The organism is Psychrobacter sp. H29, assembly GCF_059073055.1.
Map to the genome: position 1 here is coordinate 2,490,817 of NZ_JCACRY010000001.1, position 18,478 is coordinate 2,509,294.

Here is an 18,478-nt window from a genome sequence, read left to right on the forward strand (position 1 = left end):
AGACCATCTCCATCTGCTAAAACACAATGATATTTGCAGCGTCTAACCTGCCTGTAGCATTAAAGCCAATGTCTTGTAGTCTTTGTCAAATGAAGGATCTGCTGCTCTTAACTCATTTACCTTATCGCAAGCGTGCATCACTGTAGTGTGGTCACGTCCACCAAATGACTGACCGATTTCAGGGAAGCTATCACCTGTTAGTTCACGTGATAGGGCCATCGCTATTTGGCGAGGTCTTGCAATACTACGTGTACGTTTACGTCCCATAATATCTTTAACAGTTACATCGTAGTATTCGGCGACTATTTTACGGATATTATCCATGTTGACGGCTTGCACACGCATTGCAACGATATCTTTTAGTGCGTATTGCACCATTTCAAGCGTAATTTGTGCGCCTGTTAAGTTTGCATTTGCAAATACCTGATTTAAGGCGCCTTCCAAACGCCTGACATTAGATACGACATTCTGAGCAATAAACAGAGCACATTCTTTAGGTAGTGCCATGCCATAGGAGGCTGCTTTTTTCTGCAGAATTTGCACACGAGTATCAATCTCGGGAGGGTCAACAGCAACTGTTAGTCCCCAAGAAAAACGTGATCTAAAACGTTCATCGAACTCTGTCATTTGTGAGGGATGACGATCAGAGGCCAAGATCAGCTGCTTATCACCACTGGTGAAATCAGCAAATAATGTCAAAAATTCATTACTACTTTTTGTCTTTCCAGCCAATACATGAATATCATCTACAATCAATAAATCTACTTTTTTTATTTTCTTTTTAAAATCTTCTATTTTATTGTTTCTCAATGAATAAACCAATTGATTTATAAATTTTTCAGAAGTGAAATAATAAAAACTTTGATTATTTTTTAAATAGCGATGCGCTACAGAGTGCATTAAATGTGTTTTTCCCAATCCAGAAGGACCATATATAAATAAAGGATTGTGTCGATTTTTTGATTGTTTCTTACCAAGCTCATAGCAGGCCTTGTAAGCTAGGTTATTAGACTTACCAGTGACAAACGTCTCAAAAGTAAAATCAGGATTAAGATAACTCAGTGACTTGGCGTCAACGGAATCTATCAATTCTGCATGACGCATATTAGCGTCTATATCTGCTTTTGAATTATTATGATGAATAGATTCAAATTTGTGCTCAGATGGGGTAGGGGAGGGGTTATCTTCTACAAACAACGAGCCTGATTGATCTTGGTTACTACTTTCTACGTCACGACCAGCATTATCAACACGTACGACAACTTCTTCAATACCTCCTTGACTGTGCTTAGCTACCAATTGCTGAATATCCTGCAAGTGATTTTTTTTGATATACGTTACAAAGTAGTCATTAGGAGCAAGAATGATAAGCGTTTGTGCTTCTTGATGAGCTGACAAAGGCCTCAGCCACATAGTGAATACGTTATCTTTGACGTTATAACGCAAATCGTTCAGACATCTATCCCAAATATTTGCTGTGTCTATCATGAAAAGTACTGACCCTATAATTTGAAATGATAGCTACTTTTAGCCGTTTAGCTTGTTGCTTAGTTATCAATATCACTAATGTTTATTTACCTTAAAAACCAGACTAGCACAGTATGTGAAAGCGATTTTAAGGTAGGCGCTAATCTAACACATATACCCTGTGGATAAAACCTTGTTTTTTGGGGATAAAACTGTGGACAGTTTTGTGGATAAGTTCAGATAGAGAGTTATCCATATTTAGCCCACAGGTTATCCACAGGTTTACCCATAGTCTAGTATTTTGATAGTAAAGAAGAAATACAAGTTAACCACAGAAAAATAAGCTCCCAATAACAACAATACTTATATATATTAATTAACTATTATTATAGAGTTGAAGAATAACTGTGGATAACTTCAAAATGTACAAGTAAATAAAGATCTAAATTAGCTGATATTAGATGACGAATTCATTGGAAAATTACTATTAACTTGATAGTAGAAATCGACTAGTTAACAGTTAGCAAAATTAGTTTATTGACCAATACTATGCTGAATGGTATAATCCTCCGTTATTACGAATTTAGTCCATTATTTTGATAGGTGAGTTATGAAACGTACATTCCAACCAAGCGTGATCAAGCGTAAACGTACTCACGGTTTCCGTGCTCGTATGGCAACTAAAAAAGGCCGTCAAGTCTTAGCCCGTCGCCGTGCTAAAGGACGTCATCGTCTTACTGTGTAATCATTAGATTGCGATAAGCATGGCTAATAGTGCTTGTTGTGTTCTTATTGTTTATGGATTGCTATAGGCAGTCATCACAACTAACACTTAGCCACATATTAAAAGCGCCCGCATCGGCGCTTTTTTTGTCTCTATAGTTTGCTATTATCTGTCACACGTCATTCGCTCTTATACTAGGTTATATCATGCCAAAATCCGTTTCAGCTATACCTGCAGCCAGTTTCACTAAAGAGCAGCGTCTGCTTACGCCTGCAGCTTTCCGTGAAGTATTTGACGCACCTGAGCGTAAACTACATCAGAGCCACCTTATGGCTTTTGTGAAGCCTAGTGCTCACGGAAAACCACGTATTGGCATGGCGATCACTAAGCGTAAAGTCCCTACTGCGGTGGCTCGAAATTTGATCAAACGACATATACGTGAACAGTTTCGGACAAAGGCCTTTAAAATAGAAAATAAGGATATTGTTTTTATTGTAAAAAAACCTATAAAAGATATAAATTTTAAAGAAATAAAAAATCAAATAAATAATATATTTAAAAAAATAGAAAAAATATAAAATGAATTTTTTATTAAAAATTTTGAGTAAAATAATTTATAAACTCTTATTTAATTTAATTGTTATTTACCAAAAAATAATTAGCCCGATACTACCTGCTCGCTGTCGTTATTACCCAACTTGCTCAAGCTATGGCAAACAAGCTTTAGCTTGGCATGGAACACATGCAGGTAGTTGGTTGCTTTTAAAACGCCTTAGTAAGTGCCATCCACTTGGTGGGCATGGTATTGATTTTGTTCCTCTCCCTTTGTCCTCCTACCACTATCAATATTTACCTTCTACTGTGGTATCAGTCAGTAGCGCTCAAGGAAGGGGTGTGTACCGAGACAGTCAGAGCTACGTTTCACGTCTCAACTATTTGATGAAATCAATGTAGAAAATAGGGCGTCAAAACTTGAATGTGGATAACTAATGAGTTACCCACAAGTTATCCACACTCTTGGTATCATTTATAGTAGATTTTTAGTAAAATGATGCACATTTTATGTAAATGACTATCAATGCAGTTGTCATGTTAGCCAGCAACTGTGATGTACAGTCATGACACATGCCCTAATTTTTCATTCCCTAATTTTTTAATCTAGGAAAGGTTTATGCAAAAGATATTTCGGGTGATGATCATCATTGCGATGTTAATTACCGCTTATCTGCTGATTTTGGCATGGCGAGATGATTATGCCGATGCGCCAGCTGTCGATGCGGTGCCAGAAACTACAAGTTCAGTAGGTGCTGACATTCCCTCTACCACTGGTGCAGCAGGTGATATTCCGGTACAGACAGTACCTGTCAATAACGGAGCTGTGACAGCTGCGCCTGCGAAAGATACAGGCTTAATCACAGTAACGACCGATCGCTATGATATTAAAATCAACCCAGAAGGTGGTGATATTGTCTATGCTGCACTCAAGCAGTATGACGCAACGCTCGATAGCGATAAGCCTTTCGTATTGCTAGAAAATAACAGCAACCGTGTATATGTCGCTCAGTCTGGTCTGATTGGTCAAAATGGTATTGATACAGCAGAAGGTCGAGCGATATATACGCACACTGCTAACAACTATGTCATGGAAAGTGGTCAACAAACACTCTCAGTACCGCTTACGTACAAAAAAGATGGTGTAACAGTTACTAAGACCTTTACCTTTACCGAAAACAAATATCCAATCGATATCAGTTACAAAATTCAAAACGCTTCTACCAACGCTTGGCAAGGCCAAATGTTTGCGCAGCTAAAGCGTGACGATAGTAAAGATCCTGGCATGTCTGATAAAGGCGCGCTGAGCATGGCGACCTATTTAGGCGGTGCTTGGGGTACACCAGATGATCCTTATAACAAGCTGAAATTTGGTGACTTTAGTGATGGCGAGTTGACTACGACCAGTGATAAAGGTTGGGTCGGCATTGTCCAGCATTATTTCGTCTCTGCATGGACGCCTCAAAACTTTACGGGTAAGTTCTTTAGTCGCGAAACTGGCGATGATTACTTTATTGGCTTTAATAGTCAGCCAGTAAACGTAGCACCGAACAAACAAGTGACTTTGAATGCGACGCTATACTCAGGTCCAAAAGTACAGTCTGAGCTCAAAGATGTGGCTGAAGGTCTTAATCAGACAGTTGATTACGGTTTATTATGGCCGATATCTAAGGTCCTATTCGCTATCTTGGATGGTGTGCATAAAGTAGTAGGAAACTGGGGTTGGTCGATTATTATACTGACTATCTTGGTCAAAATTGCTCTAATGTGGTTCTCTAATAAGAGCTACTACTCTATGGCAAAAATGCGCGCTATCGCTCCAAGACTTAAGGTGCTCAAAGAAGAGCACGGCGATGATCGCATGAAAATGTCGCAAGAAATGATGGCGATATACAAAGAGGAAAAAGTCAATCCAATGGCGGGTTGTTTGCCTATTTTGATGCAGATGCCAATTTTCTTAGCGCTATATTGGGTGTTGGTAGAGAGTGTCGAATTGCGTCATGCCCCTTGGATTTTGTGGATTCAAGATCTTTCAGCAATGGACCCATGGTTTATTTTACCATTGCTAATGGGCGCTTCAATGTTTGTACAGCAGCAGCTGAACCCTCAGCCAGCTGACCCAATGCAAGCAAAAGTTATGAAGTTCTTACCGATTATCTTTACAGCGTTCATGTTGTTCTTCCCAGCAGGTCTGGTTTTATATTGGACAGTGAATAACTTGTTTAGTATGACTCAGCAATATATTGTTAATAGAAAAGTTGAAGAAGAGCAAAAGCGCCGTACGGTAAAAGTAGTTGATTAACTGATACACTATTAAATACCCAATAATAAAGACCATCGCGCAAGCGGTGGTTTTTTTATAGATGGTAGGTTAGTTATCCACAACTTATCAACACAGTAAAGAAAGGACTACCTTTCAAAGTTTGTTTTGTCAGTATGAGTTGAGGCGTCTATAATAGGGTTTTAAGCTATTGAGAGTAATTGTGGATTCCTTAGAGATGGCCCTAGCCACACCTAATTCTTCTGAAAAATCTAATACAGCAGGACTCGCCACGATTGCTGCAATTGCAACGCCGCTTGGACGCGGGGGTGTGGGCGTTATACGTTTATCAGGTAGCCGTGCCTATGCCATGGCCTGCGCCCTCACTGGCAAATCTGAATTTACGCCGCGTATGGCCAGTTTTTGCCGTTTTTATCAGGCGGATGGTACGGTGATCGATGAAGGGTTGGTACTGTATTTTAAAGGTCCGCATTCGTTCACGGGTGAGGACGTGATTGAGCTGCAAGGGCATGGTGGCGTTATTTTGCAAAATCAATTGCTCGCGCGCGTGTTCGAATTAGGTGCCAAACAAGCGAGTGCCGGAGAGTTTTCTTACCGCGCTTTTGATAATGATAAGTTAGATTTGGTACAGGCAGAAGCGATTGCCGATGCGATTGATGCGACCAGTGCTGCTGCAGCCAGTAGTGCGATTCGTTCTTTGAGCGGTGAATTTTCACAAAAAATCAATCAGTTATTAGAACAGCTGATCCATTTGCGCTTGCATGTTGAAGCGGCGATTGACTTCCCTGATGAAGAGGATGTCGATTTTTTATCTGATGGTGTGATACAAAGCAAGCTTGAGCAAACGCAAGATAAAATACAGCAAGTCTTATCGACTGCAAAGCAAGGGCAGCTCTTACGTGATGGCATTCATGTTGTTTTAGCAGGTAGACCAAATGCGGGTAAATCAAGCTTGCTGAACCGCCTTGCAGGACAGGAACGTGCTATCGTTACAGATGTCGCGGGTACCACACGTGATACGCTACAAGAGACAGTGGTACTCAATGGCTTGACCCTACATCTTACCGATACGGCAGGTCTACGTGACACAGAGGACACCGTAGAGCGTATCGGGATTGAACGTGCCCGTACAGCGATCACTCAAGCTGATATGCTGTTGATGGTCTACGATGTGACTCGCGATGTCGAAGAAGAGAGCACGCCACTACAGCTCGCCGAGCAGTTGTTTGGTGAGCTGCCAGAAGCCAAACGCTTACTAATCATTGCCAATAAAAGCGACTTATTAAGTGATCATAACAGTGAAGAATCTGCTTCTATGACACAAGCTGAAATAAGAGACAGAGGCTACGAACAAGTCAATGTTTCATGTGAAACAGGCATTGGTATTGATAGTTTAGTCGAAGCACTATGCGCAAAGGTAGGTTTTCACCCACCAGAAAATAGTCTAATCGCTCGTACAAGACATATAGATGCCCTTAGACGAACTGCTAACTTTTTAGCAGAGGCACATGAGCAACTAACCGTATTTCAAGCAGGTGAATTGGTGGCTGAAAGCTTGCGTCAAGCCCAGCAGAGCTTGGGTGAGATTACAGGTGAGTTTAGCGCTGATGACCTACTGGGTAAGATATTTGGTAGCTTTTGTATCGGCAAGTAATGACCCAGCAATAGCTTCTATGAATCACTTGCATTAGCTACTTATGGAACATCGATCTTATTCTCAATCGTAAAACAAGGAAATGCTATGCACTGCCCGTATTGTAATGCATCAGAGACAAAGGTTATTGACTCACGTCTCGCTGCAGAAGGTGCACAAGTACGTCGCCGCCGTTCATGTAATAGCTGCCAAGAGCGTTTTACGACTTTTGAGATGGTAGAAGTCGTTATGCCCAGAATTATCAAATCAAGCAATAAAATTGAGCCTTATGACAACGAAAAGCTGCGCCGTTCTATTTTACTGCCGTTGCAAAAGCGCCCGATCACTATCGACGAGCAAGAAGCGATGATCAGTCGCATCGAAAAACGTGTCAGACAGATGGGTGAGCGTGAAATCAGCAGTAAAGTATTGGGCGAAATTATCATGAGTGAGCTAAAATCATTGGACGATGTTGCTTATGTACGCTTTGCTAGTGTTTACCGCGACTTCCAAGATATTGATGCGTTCCATCAAGAAATTGCCAATATCCGCCCAAATGATAAATAAGCTCGCAGCTTATCGGCACATAGTTTCCTAATCAGTCATTGTTTCTTAATTACTATTAATCATCTATTAAGTCTACTGCTATGCCAACCGAAAACTACGCTCAAGATATGCAAGATCGTTACTTCATGATGCTTGCTATCGAACAAGCCAAACGCGGTTTATATACCACCAAACCCAACCCAGCGGTCGGCTGTGTGATTGTTCAAAAAGAAGAAATAGTCGGTCAAGGGTTTCATCCCAAAGCTGGTGAGCCACACGCTGAGGTATTTGCGCTCAAAGAAGCAGGCGCGCGCGCAGCAGGTGCAACTGCTTATGTGACATTGGAGCCATGTAGTCATACAGGTCGTACGCCGCCATGCGCGCTTGCACTGGTTGCAGCCAGTGTGAAGCGCGTTGTAATCGCAGGTCTAGATCCGAACCCGCAGGTCGCAGGCCGCGGTGTAAAGCTGCTGGAGCAAGCAGGTATTGACGTGAAGGTTGGTGTGCTAACAGAGCAGGCAGAGACATTGAATCGGGGGTTTTTGAAAGCCATGCGTACACAGATGCCTTACGTCAGACTAAAGATAGCAACCAGTTTAGATGGCCGTACAGCGATGGCATCTGGTGAATCTAAATGGATTACTTCAGCTGCTGCTCGCGAAGATGTGCAAAAACTAAGAGCAATAAGTGGCGCGATTATCACAGGTAGTGAAACAGTAATAATGGACGATCCAAAACTCAATGTACGCTCAACACAGTTAGGCGTATCAGCTGATGAGATACCAAGACCTAAAGTAATTGTACTTGATAGGCGTCAGCGTTTAGCACACAGCCTGCAGTCTGATTATCAATTGTGTCGCCATACAGACACAGTTTATTGGCATACAGATAATCTTACAGGGTTACTCGCGGAGCTAGTAAGTAAGTATCAATGTTATGACATCTTAGTGGAGGCGGGTGCTAGCGTTGCCGGTAGTTTTTTGAGTCAACAGCTTGTAGACGAATTAATTGTTTATCAAGCCCCTTGTCTACTCGGTGATCAAGCAAGGCCGATGGTTAACTTTAACCCTATTTCACTGGCACAGCAGTTACGCTTTGATATTCAGAGCCACGAGCAGCTCGGTTCTGACCTCAAGTTAACCTTGTTACCTTTGTAAACTGCCTATTTTCCGTCTTGCACTTTATAAGTTTCTTATTGTGTGCATTATATGTGGATAAGTAAGCTAGAATATGTTGGGTTTCACATGAAACTGTGTATAACTCTGTTTCACATGAAACATAAAATACGAATTTTTATATCAAAAAAAATTAATTATTTATAAATCAATGACTTGGTATAGTTACCATTACTGTTTATGCCAAAAAATGAATTTAGGAGAGTTGTGGATAACTCTATAATCCTCAAGTTTTTTTGGTGAATGACCATTGATTTACTATTACTTATCCACAATCTATCTTATGAACGTCCACATTGAGTATATAACTCACCATACACATAGATCTGATCAAACAATACTGATGTTTTGGTATACCACAAAATATCGCTGCTAAAGACAATACAATAATGAGATGAGGGTAATATGTTTACTGGAATTATAGAAAGCGTTGGTAAAGTTAAATCCATGCAGCCCACAGGCGGCGATATACGCTTGACCGTAGAGTCTGATGATTTGGATTTTGGTGATGTAAAGTTAGGCGATTCTATTGCGTCAAATGGTATTTGCTTGACTGTGGTAGAGTTCGGTAGCAACTACTATGCTGTCGATGTCTCACGTGAAACTATTGCTCGTACAGCGCTAGAAGAATTGAAAGCAGGCCATATAGTCAATCTAGAGAAAGCAATGCTGCCAACGACTCGTTTTGGTGGTCATATCGTTGCTGGTCACGTAGATGGGGTGGGTGTTGTTAGTAAGCTGCAACAAGATGCGCGTTCTATCTATATTGAAATTGAAATACCACAAGAGCTAGCGCACTATACAGCGACAAAAGGGTCTATTACGGTGGATGGTATTAGTCTGACTACCAATCTTGTGCGTGACAACATTGTTTGTTTGAACATTATTCCGCATACGGCTCAAGTGACCAATATCGCTAAGCATTGGTTGGTTGGTAATAAGGTTAATATTGAAGTGGATATCGTTGCACGTTATTTAGAGCGTTTATTAAATAAGTCGCAACCTAGTGGCATGAATACGTCAAACCCTCAAAGCCAAATTACGGAAGGTTTTTTGGCAGATAATGGTTTTATGAAATAACGTTTAAGTCCTTAATCTGCCACCATCTCAGTCTCTTTATCAAATAACTCACTCTTACAATATTGCTGTAATTTAGTGATATTGAAAGAGTGTTTTTTATGTACCTTTTAGGGTATAAAGCTCTGCAAAACAGTTTCTAGCTCTTTCTTACTGATTGGCTTAGCTAAAAACTCATCCATACCGACTTGCATACAGGCCTCGCGATCCTCTTCTGTGTTGTTTGCAGTTAATGCCACGATAGGTATGTTATCCCCTTGTGCACGGATTGCTTGGGTGGCTTCTAGCCCGTCCATGACAGGCATACGGCAGTCCATCAAAATGAGTGAAATCTCTTCACGTTGGGTTTGCAGTACATCAAGTGCTTGCTGTCCATCCTCTGCCACGATACTGCGATAGCCAATTTTACTCAGCATCTTGCAAGCTATCTTTTGATTGGTTGGGCTGTCTTCTACCACTAAAACAAGCGGCTGTACTTCTTGTTCAACGTCATCTGAGGTATTTATCTGACTGACATTGTTTTTGACGTTTCGTACCTGTGTTAATGTTTGCCTGACTGGTAACGTCAGACGCATCAGCTCAGATAGTAACAGCGCACTGTCTAGAGGTTTTGCTAAGAAACCATCACATTGATCGAGCAGCACAGACGGTATACGGCGCTCAGGTTTCATGCTGAACAATATCTTAGGGAGTATGGTATTAGCAAGTAGGCTGTCTAGTGCTTGTCGTCTATCGATGCTAGTGGCTATCTTAGGGCTATTGCTTAGTATGGCTGTTGCCGATTCAGTTTGTGCCTGTTTCAACTGCTGCGGATAGGTGTCCAGACTATCAGAACTAGAGTTACTGCCCACTACTATAGTACTGGTATCATAGTACTCGTAGTCCAGTAACAGCAAAGGTGCTAGGGTTTGCTTATCCTGTTTGAGTCGGTCTGTCAGCTGCTCTATAGTCGCTAGGTCCACAGAGGTATAAATCGTTGTCGATATAGACAAGTGGTCACACAGTTGCTGCAAGTGTGCTGCAACAAGTGGTTGATGGACAACTGCAATAAGATAAATCTGACTCAAATGCTGACTATGATGATATACCGGCTGGTAGCTTGGCCGTCTACAAGGTAGATAAAGGTTAAATATGCTGCCTTCGTTGACCGTACTTGTCAGTTCAATAAATCCGCCTAATAACCGTACAAAACTATTGACGTTTTTTAGACCAAGCCCTGTGTCGATTACATTTTTCTCTATCTCATTATTATCCTGACCGCGGGGTTTGTTGAAGTATGCCAATAGCTGTTGCTGTTTTGCAGAGGTGATACCGATACCTGTATCTTGCACGCTAAACTGTATCCAGCAATCAACTTCATTTGTGACTATGTTTTTACTAATAAGACGTAATGTCTCTCTACTGGCCTCTGACATTTGCTCCTGAGTTATCGGGTTGATAGTCAGCGCGACGTGACCAGAAGGGGTAAATTTCACAGCATTGTGCAATAAGTTAAGTAAGATCTGCCGGAGACGAATATCGTCAGTAGCGATAGAGCGTGGAGCGTCTGGCGAAAAGAAATATATTAACTCAATCCCTTTGTACCGCGCATCATTTAAGATTAGGTCGTTAACTTCTTGACCCAGTTTATATACATCGACAGGCTCAACACTGAGACGAGTCTTCCTTGCCTCGATATTTCCTATATGTAGAGTATCATTCAGCGCTGTTAGCATATCTTGGCTGGTGGTAATCAAAATATCTAACGTTTTATTTTGCCTAGCATCTAACGTGTTGGGGTCGATTGGCTCAAGGGTATCGATCATAGCCTCTAGCGGTATGCGTAGCTTGTGACCGATGGCGAATTTAAGCGTATTAAACTCATCAAGCTTGCGCTGTAGTTGTGTGTTTTGCTGCTGCAGTTGTTCGTTTTGATTAATGAGTTCATGGATATTATTTATAATGACAGTAAAGCCGTGAACCTGTCCATGTTCACCAAACCACGGTGTAATATGTAACTGGTAGGTTTGCTTATTTTCTATACCATAAGCTGTCAAAATACGTGTAACGCGTAAGTTGGCTAAAGTCTGTAATAGTTGCTGGGTCGATTCATCCTTACCTACAAAAAAATCAGTAAGCTCATGCCTGCCACTATTTTGGGCAGATGGCGAAAATATTTGCTCAAAGCGTTGATTGTAAAAGCTAATCTGACCATGACGTACACTCATCAGCATGGGCAGCGGTGCTTGATCAACCAAGCGCTCCAAACGATGTTTTAATGTTTTGACGCGTCGATAGTCATTATGAAGCTGATAGCTGACACGGCTCAGCGCATTACCTAAAAGTAAAAATTCAGTGGTAGATTTTTTTTGTGAGAAGGGCGGCGGTGTATAGGCTTCCTTTGCCCGGCTGCTCAAGTTGTCGGTATAAACCAGCAGTTGTTCCCAGTTGGTTCGACGATTGAGCATGTAAAGCATAGCCATAAAAAATAGTATGATTGCGACCATTAAAGGTAACCAGTAACGATAAGACGTCCAGTCAATCGTAAAAGGCTCATGCCGCAAAATAACATAGACCTGATGACCACTTTTGAGGTTTATAGTTCCTGTGAGCTCGCTACTGCCAACCCTATACGCACTCTGCTGACTATTATCAGAGGCAGTTGCACTGATAGCAGGGAATGTTACGTTAGCAAACGCTGATTCGTTAGGACGAGTCCTACGATAGATATAGGTTTGCCCAGATGGCATCATTAAAATAAGCTGATAACTGACATGGTGAAGGGTAGGTTGATCTAAAATAGTTTCTATATCTTCATCAATAGGGTCAGCATGCTCAATGATACTGTGCTGTAATGAGTAAAAAGTATCTATGCTATGTTGTTCGCTATGTTGTCTTATCCCATCGAACATTGTGACGTAATACAGCAGTAGCATCACTAACAGAGTCAATGCATAAAAAATCAATAAGCGCTGTAAGGACTGAAACTGTTGCATAAGAGCATGGCCCTATATCGACACAAAGAAATATAGTGAAATCATAGTAATTTTTTAATAATTAATCTTCTCAAAAACTTGGCACTGACTTGATACTGAATCCCTGTACCTATTATTTATAACAGAATAATGGGTCACTGTTTGTAGCACGTCACGATTGGTACGTTTTTATGTTACGCATAAAGACGATAAATAGAATGTTTATCAATAAAATACTTATCGTTTTTATATTATAAAGGTAAACAGTATCAAGGGTTCTACAGGTTTTGTCACTAGCACGGTCATGGCACTACATCGCAAACTCACCTATAATGAGCGAATTAACTTTATATAATGCATGATTATGACTAACACTGCTGCCACTTCTGCTCCATCTGATTCGTCTTTTAACCATGATAACCCATCTGTCCAGCGATTAAGGGTGGTATTTGCAGGGACGCCTGAGTTTGCTGCGGTGAGTCTAGAGGCGTTGATACGTCAGCAAGAAGCACTCAATATAGATATTGTCGCGGTATACACTCAGCCTGATCGCAAAGCGGGACGTGGTCAGAAACTATCAGCATCTGCTGTGAAAGAAGTGGCATTAGCCAATAATATCACGGTAGAGCAGCCAGTTACTTTTAAGAAATCGAGTACAGAAGGAGTGGATGCTCGTCAAATACTGCGTACGTATCAGCCAGATCTTATGATTGTTGCTGCTTATGGTTTGATTTTACCTATTGGAGTATTAGACACGCCTACTCATGGCTGCTTGAACATTCATGCCTCGTTATTACCACGCTGGCGCGGCGCTGCTCCTATCCATCGTGCACTTTTGGCAGGCGATGACGAGACAGGTATTACCATTATGCAGATGGACAAAGGACTAGATACGGGTGATATGATTTACAAGATTAGCGCCAATATCGCGCCGGACGATACTGCTGCCAGCCTACATGATAAGATGGCCACTCTTGGTGCGACCGCGATCACTACGGTGCTTGGTGATTTGTCACAGTATCAAGCGAACGCCGTTCCCCAAGATGATAGTCAAGCAAATTACGCCGAAAAGCTGGTCAAAGCCGAAGGTGAAATTGACTGGACACAGCCAGCTGCTACCATTGAGCGTCAAATTCGTGGATTGACCCCGTGGCCAGGCGCATACACTTTCTTAGAAGGCCAACGCGTCAAAATACTGACGGCACTGCCCATTAACACCACACAAACATCAGATAAGCCTGCAGGTACGGTCGTAAGTGTCGGGCGCAAAGCAATTTTGGTCGCTTGCGGCAAAGAGGTAGAGACGTCAAACAATAATACCGCTCATGACATACAGCTGAGTAATACACTGGCCATAACTAAGTTACAGTTCGCGGGTGGTAAGCCGATGACGGCGGAGCAACTTTGTCATGGCAACCAGTTAAACGATGGTGATAAATTCACAGTAGAATCAAAATAGTTTCACTACACTCCCTTTTACTTGCACAAGACGCGATCGATACGACGTCAAGGAAATACAACTCAATGAGACAAACCAGCACTGGCTCTAGAAACAATGCACCTAGAAACAACAAGCTAAAACCGTCAAGCAATCTGATTATGAACGGTAGCGTACGCGTACGTGTGATTCGTACTTTACTGGCTATTCAAAACGGTCAGTCGCTCTCAAGCGTGCTTGACCCGTTATTAAACAGCTTGCACGATGGTGACAAAGGCTTTGCTCATGCGCTATTGCTGACAACACTACGCCAATGGCATGCTCTGGCACGATTGCTTGATACGCTAGCTGACAACCCTATAGATGAGGTCGAAGTTCGTACCACAATTCAGGTGGGTTTAGCACAATTGTTGTATTTAGAAGTGGCAGATCATGCTGCGATCCACGAGACAGTAGAGTCGGCAAAGGAGATTGAATTTGCGCATGCGACAGGTTTGATCAATGCTATCTTGCGTAAAGTTGCTAAGAATCCGAGTAAATTCCGTAAGAAGTGCGATAAAAAACACAGCTTGCCCAACTGGCTTGCCTATCAGCTTAAGCAAGATTGGAGTGAGCAGTACGATGAGCTGACCCAGGGCTTACGCCAAGCGGCGCCAATGTTTTTGCGAGTCAACTCGGCAGTTACTTCAGTAGAGGATTATCAACAGTCGCTGTGTGGTGCAGAAATTGATGCCGATATCGTTGAGCTTACCAGTGGTTTACAATTAACTGGTTCATCAGAGGCAGCGACAACGACGACGTTGTCGACCAAAGGCTTAAGACTGCATCAGACTACCGCTGTCAATGCTTTGCCTCATTTTGCTGAAGGCATTGCTAGCGTGCAAGACATGCATGCTCAGCTTGCGGCACCTATTATTAATAAAGCGTTAATGGCGAAGCTCAGCGCTGAAAAGTCTGATGCGGAAAATACAAATAACGAGATACATATTCTAGATGCCTGCGCTGCTCCAGGTGGTAAGCTTGCTCATTGGTTAGAGCTGCTCAGCTCAAATGACTCTTCGTCGTTGTTTCACGTGAAACAAAACGATGCAGAAGCAATTTCGCCAGTGTCTAAAATTAAGCTGACGGCTATCGATAATGAAGCACCGCGTATCGAACGCATCTATGACAATTTGCAGCGTCTCAATTTAAAGCAGCAAGATTTAGAACAAGCTGAGAAGAATATTGCTCTTAACGTTGTCTGCGCTGATGCCACCAGATGGCAGCATGGCAAAAACAAAAAAGCGGCAACCAATGAGCCAGTATTTGATGCAATATTATTGGACTCTCCTTGTACCGCGACGGGCGTGATTCGTCGTCATCCTGATATCAGTATTTTGCGTACCGAAGAAGACATCGAACAAACGGTCCTGCTGCAAGCAGATATTTTGCATAACCTATGGCCGCAGCTCAAAGCAGGTGGTTATCTGTTGTACGTTACGTGCTCTATTCTAAAGCAAGAAAACGTGCTGCAAATGCAAGACTTCATCAGCTATCATAACGATGCGTCAGTGATTGAATTTACTGAGGATTGCAATTGGGGTATCGCACAAGAGATTGGTCGCCAATGCTTGCCAATCGATAGCGAGAGTGGCGATGGTTTTTATTATGCGTTATTGCAAAAGACTGCTGAATAAACCGCTTTTAATTATTGAATAACATTATTGTAGACAGGACGATCTAATGAAATATATCAGTACTCGTGGTCAGACAGCACCGATGGACTTTAGTGATGTGCTATTAATGGGCCTTGCGCCAGACGGTGGTTTGATGTTGCCTGAGCATTACCCAACGATTGATAGCGCTGTACTCGATGAGTGGCGCACGCTCAGCTATCCACAGCTTGCGATGGCGATTATGCAGCGCTTTGCCACCGATATTCCTGCGGTTGATTTGCAGGACATTATCGAGCGTACTTATACAGCTGATGTGTTTGGTTCTGATGATATTGTTCCTGTCCGCAAGCTCGAAGATAACTTATACATTTTAGGATTATCAAACGGCCCAACGCTAGCATTTAAAGACGTGGCTATGCAGTTCTTGGGCAATGCCTTTGAATATGTCCTCAAAAGAAAAGAGGCACGTATTACCATTATTGGGGCAACTAGTGGCGATACGGGTAGTGCAGCGGAATACGCCCTACGCGGTAAAGAAAACGTCGAAGTCTTTATGTTGTCACCGCATGGCAAAATGAGTGAGTTTCAGCGGGCGCAAATGTATAGCTTAACCGACGATAATATTCACAACATCGCCATCGATGGCATGTTTGATGACTGTCAGGATATCGTCAAAGCGCTACAGCAAGACGCCGACTTTAAAGCGCAGTATGACTTAGGTACGGTCAACTCTATCAACTGGGGACGCATCCTCGCGCAGATCGTTTATTACTTTAAAGCGTATTTTGCGGTGACGAAAAGCAACGACGAAAAAGTAAGTTTCAGCGTGCCGTCAGGTAACTTTGGTAATATTTGCGCCGGTCACATCGCACGTGAAATGGGTCTGCCCGTTGAGCGTTTAATTGTTGCCACCAATGAAAACGACGTGCTCAATGACTTCTTTAACCAAGGTGCTTATCAGCCGCGCCCCACTGACAAAACCTATGTCACCTCGAGTCCATCAATGGATATCTCAAAAGCTTCGAATTTTGAGCGCTTTGTTTATTTGTTGCTGGATAAAGACAGCGCACGCGTCCACGAGTTATTTGACGGCGTAAAATCAGGACAAGGGTTTGATTTATCTGATTTGATGGAAGCGGTCAATACGCGTTATGGTTTTGCTGCTGGCAAATCAACCCATAGCGATCGCTTAAACACAATCAAAGCACTACATGAGCAGCATGGTGAGCTTGTCGATCCGCATACAGCTGACGGCATCAAGGTCGCCAAAGAGCTACAGCGTGAGGGTGAAATCATTATCTGTGCAGAGACCGCATTGCCCGTTAAGTTTGCTGACACTATCATCGAAGCAGTGGGTCAAATCGACATCGAGCGCCCAGCTCACACGGAAGGTTTAGAGAGCCTACCGCAGCATGTTGTGGTATTAGAAAATAGTGCTGATCTGGTCGCTGAGCAAATTCGTCAGCATGTGACCCCAAACCCAGCTTAGACAACCGGATAGTATAAGCTCATCTTCAATGAACCAGTAGGGCGGTCCAAAGGTTACACCATTGTAATAAAGTGTTTATGATTGTGTTATGGTATAGATAATTGTAGTATTAGAAACAGCGTCGGCAAGTCATCATTATGCTAGACGCTTTTTTAGGAATCGTTCCAGCCAATTATACTGAACAGCCGCCCTATAGTTGTCATGACTGAATTGCTTGTAGATTGCTGATATTAAATGATTTTTGCTATTTTTTAATAAAGTAAAATATCTTTAGATCAATGGTGCTAGTGCAGTTTGTCATGATCAAAACAGTGGTACATATTGTGGATATAACCATGAAGATGAGCTTAAAAAAGACAGCAAAAGCACTGGCAAAAGGATTATTAGTTACGACATTTAGCAGTGCTATGTTGATGACTACAGCACACGCAAACAATCCGCCACCTACTATCAAAGCTGATGCTCCCAACCGCTATACTGTCAAAAAAGGCGATACGTTGTGGGATATCTCAGGTCGCTACCTCGACAGTCCCTGGCGCTGGAAAGAGATCTGGGCCACCAACAAACAAATCAAAAACCCAAACCTTATTTATCCCAATGACATTCTGATCCTTTGTGTTATTCAAGGCAAAACCTTGATCGGAGTCGATACGGGTGAAGGCTGTGCAGGTATCGAAAAACAAATGATGGGTAACGTGGTTGCGAGTACAGTCACTGTTACTTCAACCGCCAATAGTGTCCCGCCTATTCCATGGTCTGCTATCCAACACTGGTTGGATAAAACCCTTATTGTAAATCCAGAAGATTTCAATACTACCCCTTATATTTTGGCGTCAAAAAACCGCAACCTCATTACTGCAAGCGGTGACAAGGTCTATGCCAAAGGTGTACCGCTTATCGTCGGTCAGCGTTATGGCGTATACCGCGAGGGTGATCTGTATGTCGATCCTAAAACTCAAGAGGTTATCGGATTAGAGGTTACACAAGTAGCGACTGGTCTTGTCACATCGACAGAAACGAATGGTATTACCAGCTTACAGCTGACCGAAAGTTATGATAAAGAAGTGCGCGAAGGCGATCGCGTGTTTGTTGAGCTTGATAATGCTATTCCACCAGTATTTTACCCAACACCTGCCAGCGTTAGCCGTGGCGGTATGATTGTACGGGTGATGGATTCCATTAGTGCTGCTGCTAAAGGTAGTGTGGTCGCTATCAACTTAGGTAGCCTACATGGTGCCAAGCCAGGCGATGTGTTGACTGTCTATCAAAAAGGTCCATTAGTACGTGACACCAAAGACAACGATATGCCTGTACGTTTGCCAAATGAGCCAAGTGGGATGGTAATGGTGTTTAACACCTTTGACCACATCAGCTATGCTTATGTACTTGATTCTGAGCTACCACTCAACGTTGGTGACCAGTTATTACCACCACCTTATCTATAAATACGAGTGATAAAACAGCCATACTAAATTTGCTTATAAGAG

Annotated in this window: 14 protein-coding genes; 12 read left to right on the forward strand and 2 right to left on the reverse strand. The window is 42.4% G+C overall.

The genetic code is table 11. The features are described from left to right. Positions 1-42 precede the first annotated feature (42 nt). Positions 43-1,488, reverse strand: coding sequence for a chromosomal replication initiator protein DnaA (gene dnaA, locus AC5JP1_RS10120; RefSeq protein WP_493844026.1), 1,446 nt, complete (start codon positions 1,486-1,488; stop codon positions 43-45). 589 nt (positions 1,489-2,077) lie between these two features. On the opposite strand from dnaA, the gene rpmH reads away from it, so the two are divergent. The 8 genes from rpmH (at position 2,078) to AC5JP1_RS10160 (ending at position 9,458) form a co-directional block, all read left to right on the forward strand. Next, complete coding sequence (gene rpmH, locus AC5JP1_RS10125; RefSeq protein WP_007394757.1) at positions 2,078-2,212, forward strand: 50S ribosomal protein L34; 135 nt, start codon at positions 2,078-2,080, stop codon at positions 2,210-2,212. A 185-nt stretch (positions 2,213-2,397) separates the two neighbouring features. After that, positions 2,398-2,769 carry a ribonuclease P protein component gene (gene rnpA, locus AC5JP1_RS10130; RefSeq protein WP_493844027.1) on the forward strand — a complete coding sequence of 124 codons (372 nt, stop codon included), beginning with the start codon at positions 2,398-2,400 and terminating at the stop codon, positions 2,767-2,769. 1 nt (position 2,770) lies between these two features. Further along, positions 2,771-3,145 (forward strand): membrane protein insertion efficiency factor YidD, encoded by a 375-nt coding sequence (yidD, locus tag AC5JP1_RS10135; protein ID WP_493844028.1) that lies wholly within the window; start codon positions 2,771-2,773, stop codon positions 3,143-3,145. A gap of 217 nt (positions 3,146-3,362) precedes the next feature. Then, complete coding sequence (yidC, locus tag AC5JP1_RS10140; RefSeq protein ID WP_493844029.1) at positions 3,363-5,045, forward strand: membrane protein insertase YidC; 1,683 nt, start codon at positions 3,363-3,365, stop codon at positions 5,043-5,045. Between the two features lie 196 nt (positions 5,046-5,241). Further along, entirely contained in the window at positions 5,242-6,678 is a 1,437-nt protein-coding gene (gene mnmE / locus AC5JP1_RS10145; RefSeq protein WP_493844474.1) for a tRNA uridine-5-carboxymethylaminomethyl(34) synthesis GTPase MnmE, read from the forward strand. 87 nt (positions 6,679-6,765) lie between these two features. After that, a complete protein-coding gene (gene nrdR, locus AC5JP1_RS10150) occupies positions 6,766-7,224 on the forward strand; it encodes a transcriptional regulator NrdR (protein ID WP_319050816.1) in 459 nt (152 codons plus the stop codon). Between the two features lie 80 nt (positions 7,225-7,304). Next, positions 7,305-8,360, forward strand: coding sequence for a bifunctional diaminohydroxyphosphoribosylaminopyrimidine deaminase/5-amino-6-(5-phosphoribosylamino)uracil reductase RibD (gene ribD, locus AC5JP1_RS10155; RefSeq protein WP_493844030.1), 1,056 nt, complete (start codon positions 7,305-7,307; stop codon positions 8,358-8,360). Positions 8,361-8,783: 423 nt separating this feature from the next. Beyond that, positions 8,784-9,458 (forward strand): riboflavin synthase, encoded by a 675-nt coding sequence (locus AC5JP1_RS10160; protein ID WP_319050818.1) that lies wholly within the window; start codon positions 8,784-8,786, stop codon positions 9,456-9,458. Positions 9,459-9,565: 107 nt separating this feature from the next. Here AC5JP1_RS10160 and AC5JP1_RS10165 read toward each other — a convergent pair whose 3' ends face one another. Next, positions 9,566-12,430, reverse strand: coding sequence for a response regulator (locus AC5JP1_RS10165; RefSeq protein ID WP_493844031.1), 2,865 nt, complete (start codon positions 12,428-12,430; stop codon positions 9,566-9,568). 343 nt (positions 12,431-12,773) lie between these two features. Here AC5JP1_RS10165 and fmt point away from each other — a divergent pair, with 343 nt between their 5' ends. The 4 genes from fmt (at position 12,774) to AC5JP1_RS10185 (ending at position 18,436) form a co-directional block, all read left to right on the forward strand. Continuing rightward, a complete protein-coding gene (gene fmt / locus AC5JP1_RS10170; protein ID WP_493844032.1) occupies positions 12,774-13,868 on the forward strand; it encodes a methionyl-tRNA formyltransferase in 1,095 nt (364 codons plus the stop codon). Between the two features lie 65 nt (positions 13,869-13,933). Beyond that, positions 13,934-15,523, forward strand: coding sequence for a transcription antitermination factor NusB (locus tag AC5JP1_RS10175; protein ID WP_493844033.1), 1,590 nt, complete (start codon positions 13,934-13,936; stop codon positions 15,521-15,523). Between the two features lie 46 nt (positions 15,524-15,569). Further along, positions 15,570-16,991 carry a threonine synthase gene (gene thrC, locus AC5JP1_RS10180; protein WP_493844034.1) on the forward strand — a complete coding sequence of 474 codons (1,422 nt, stop codon included), beginning with the start codon at positions 15,570-15,572 and terminating at the stop codon, positions 16,989-16,991. Positions 16,992-17,326: 335 nt separating this feature from the next. Then, the gene (locus AC5JP1_RS10185) at positions 17,327-18,436 is read left to right on the forward strand and encodes a LysM peptidoglycan-binding domain-containing protein (protein ID WP_493844035.1); all 1,110 of its coding nucleotides are present in this window, start codon (positions 17,327-17,329) and stop codon (positions 18,434-18,436) included. The last annotated feature ends 42 nt before the right edge of the window (positions 18,437-18,478 follow it).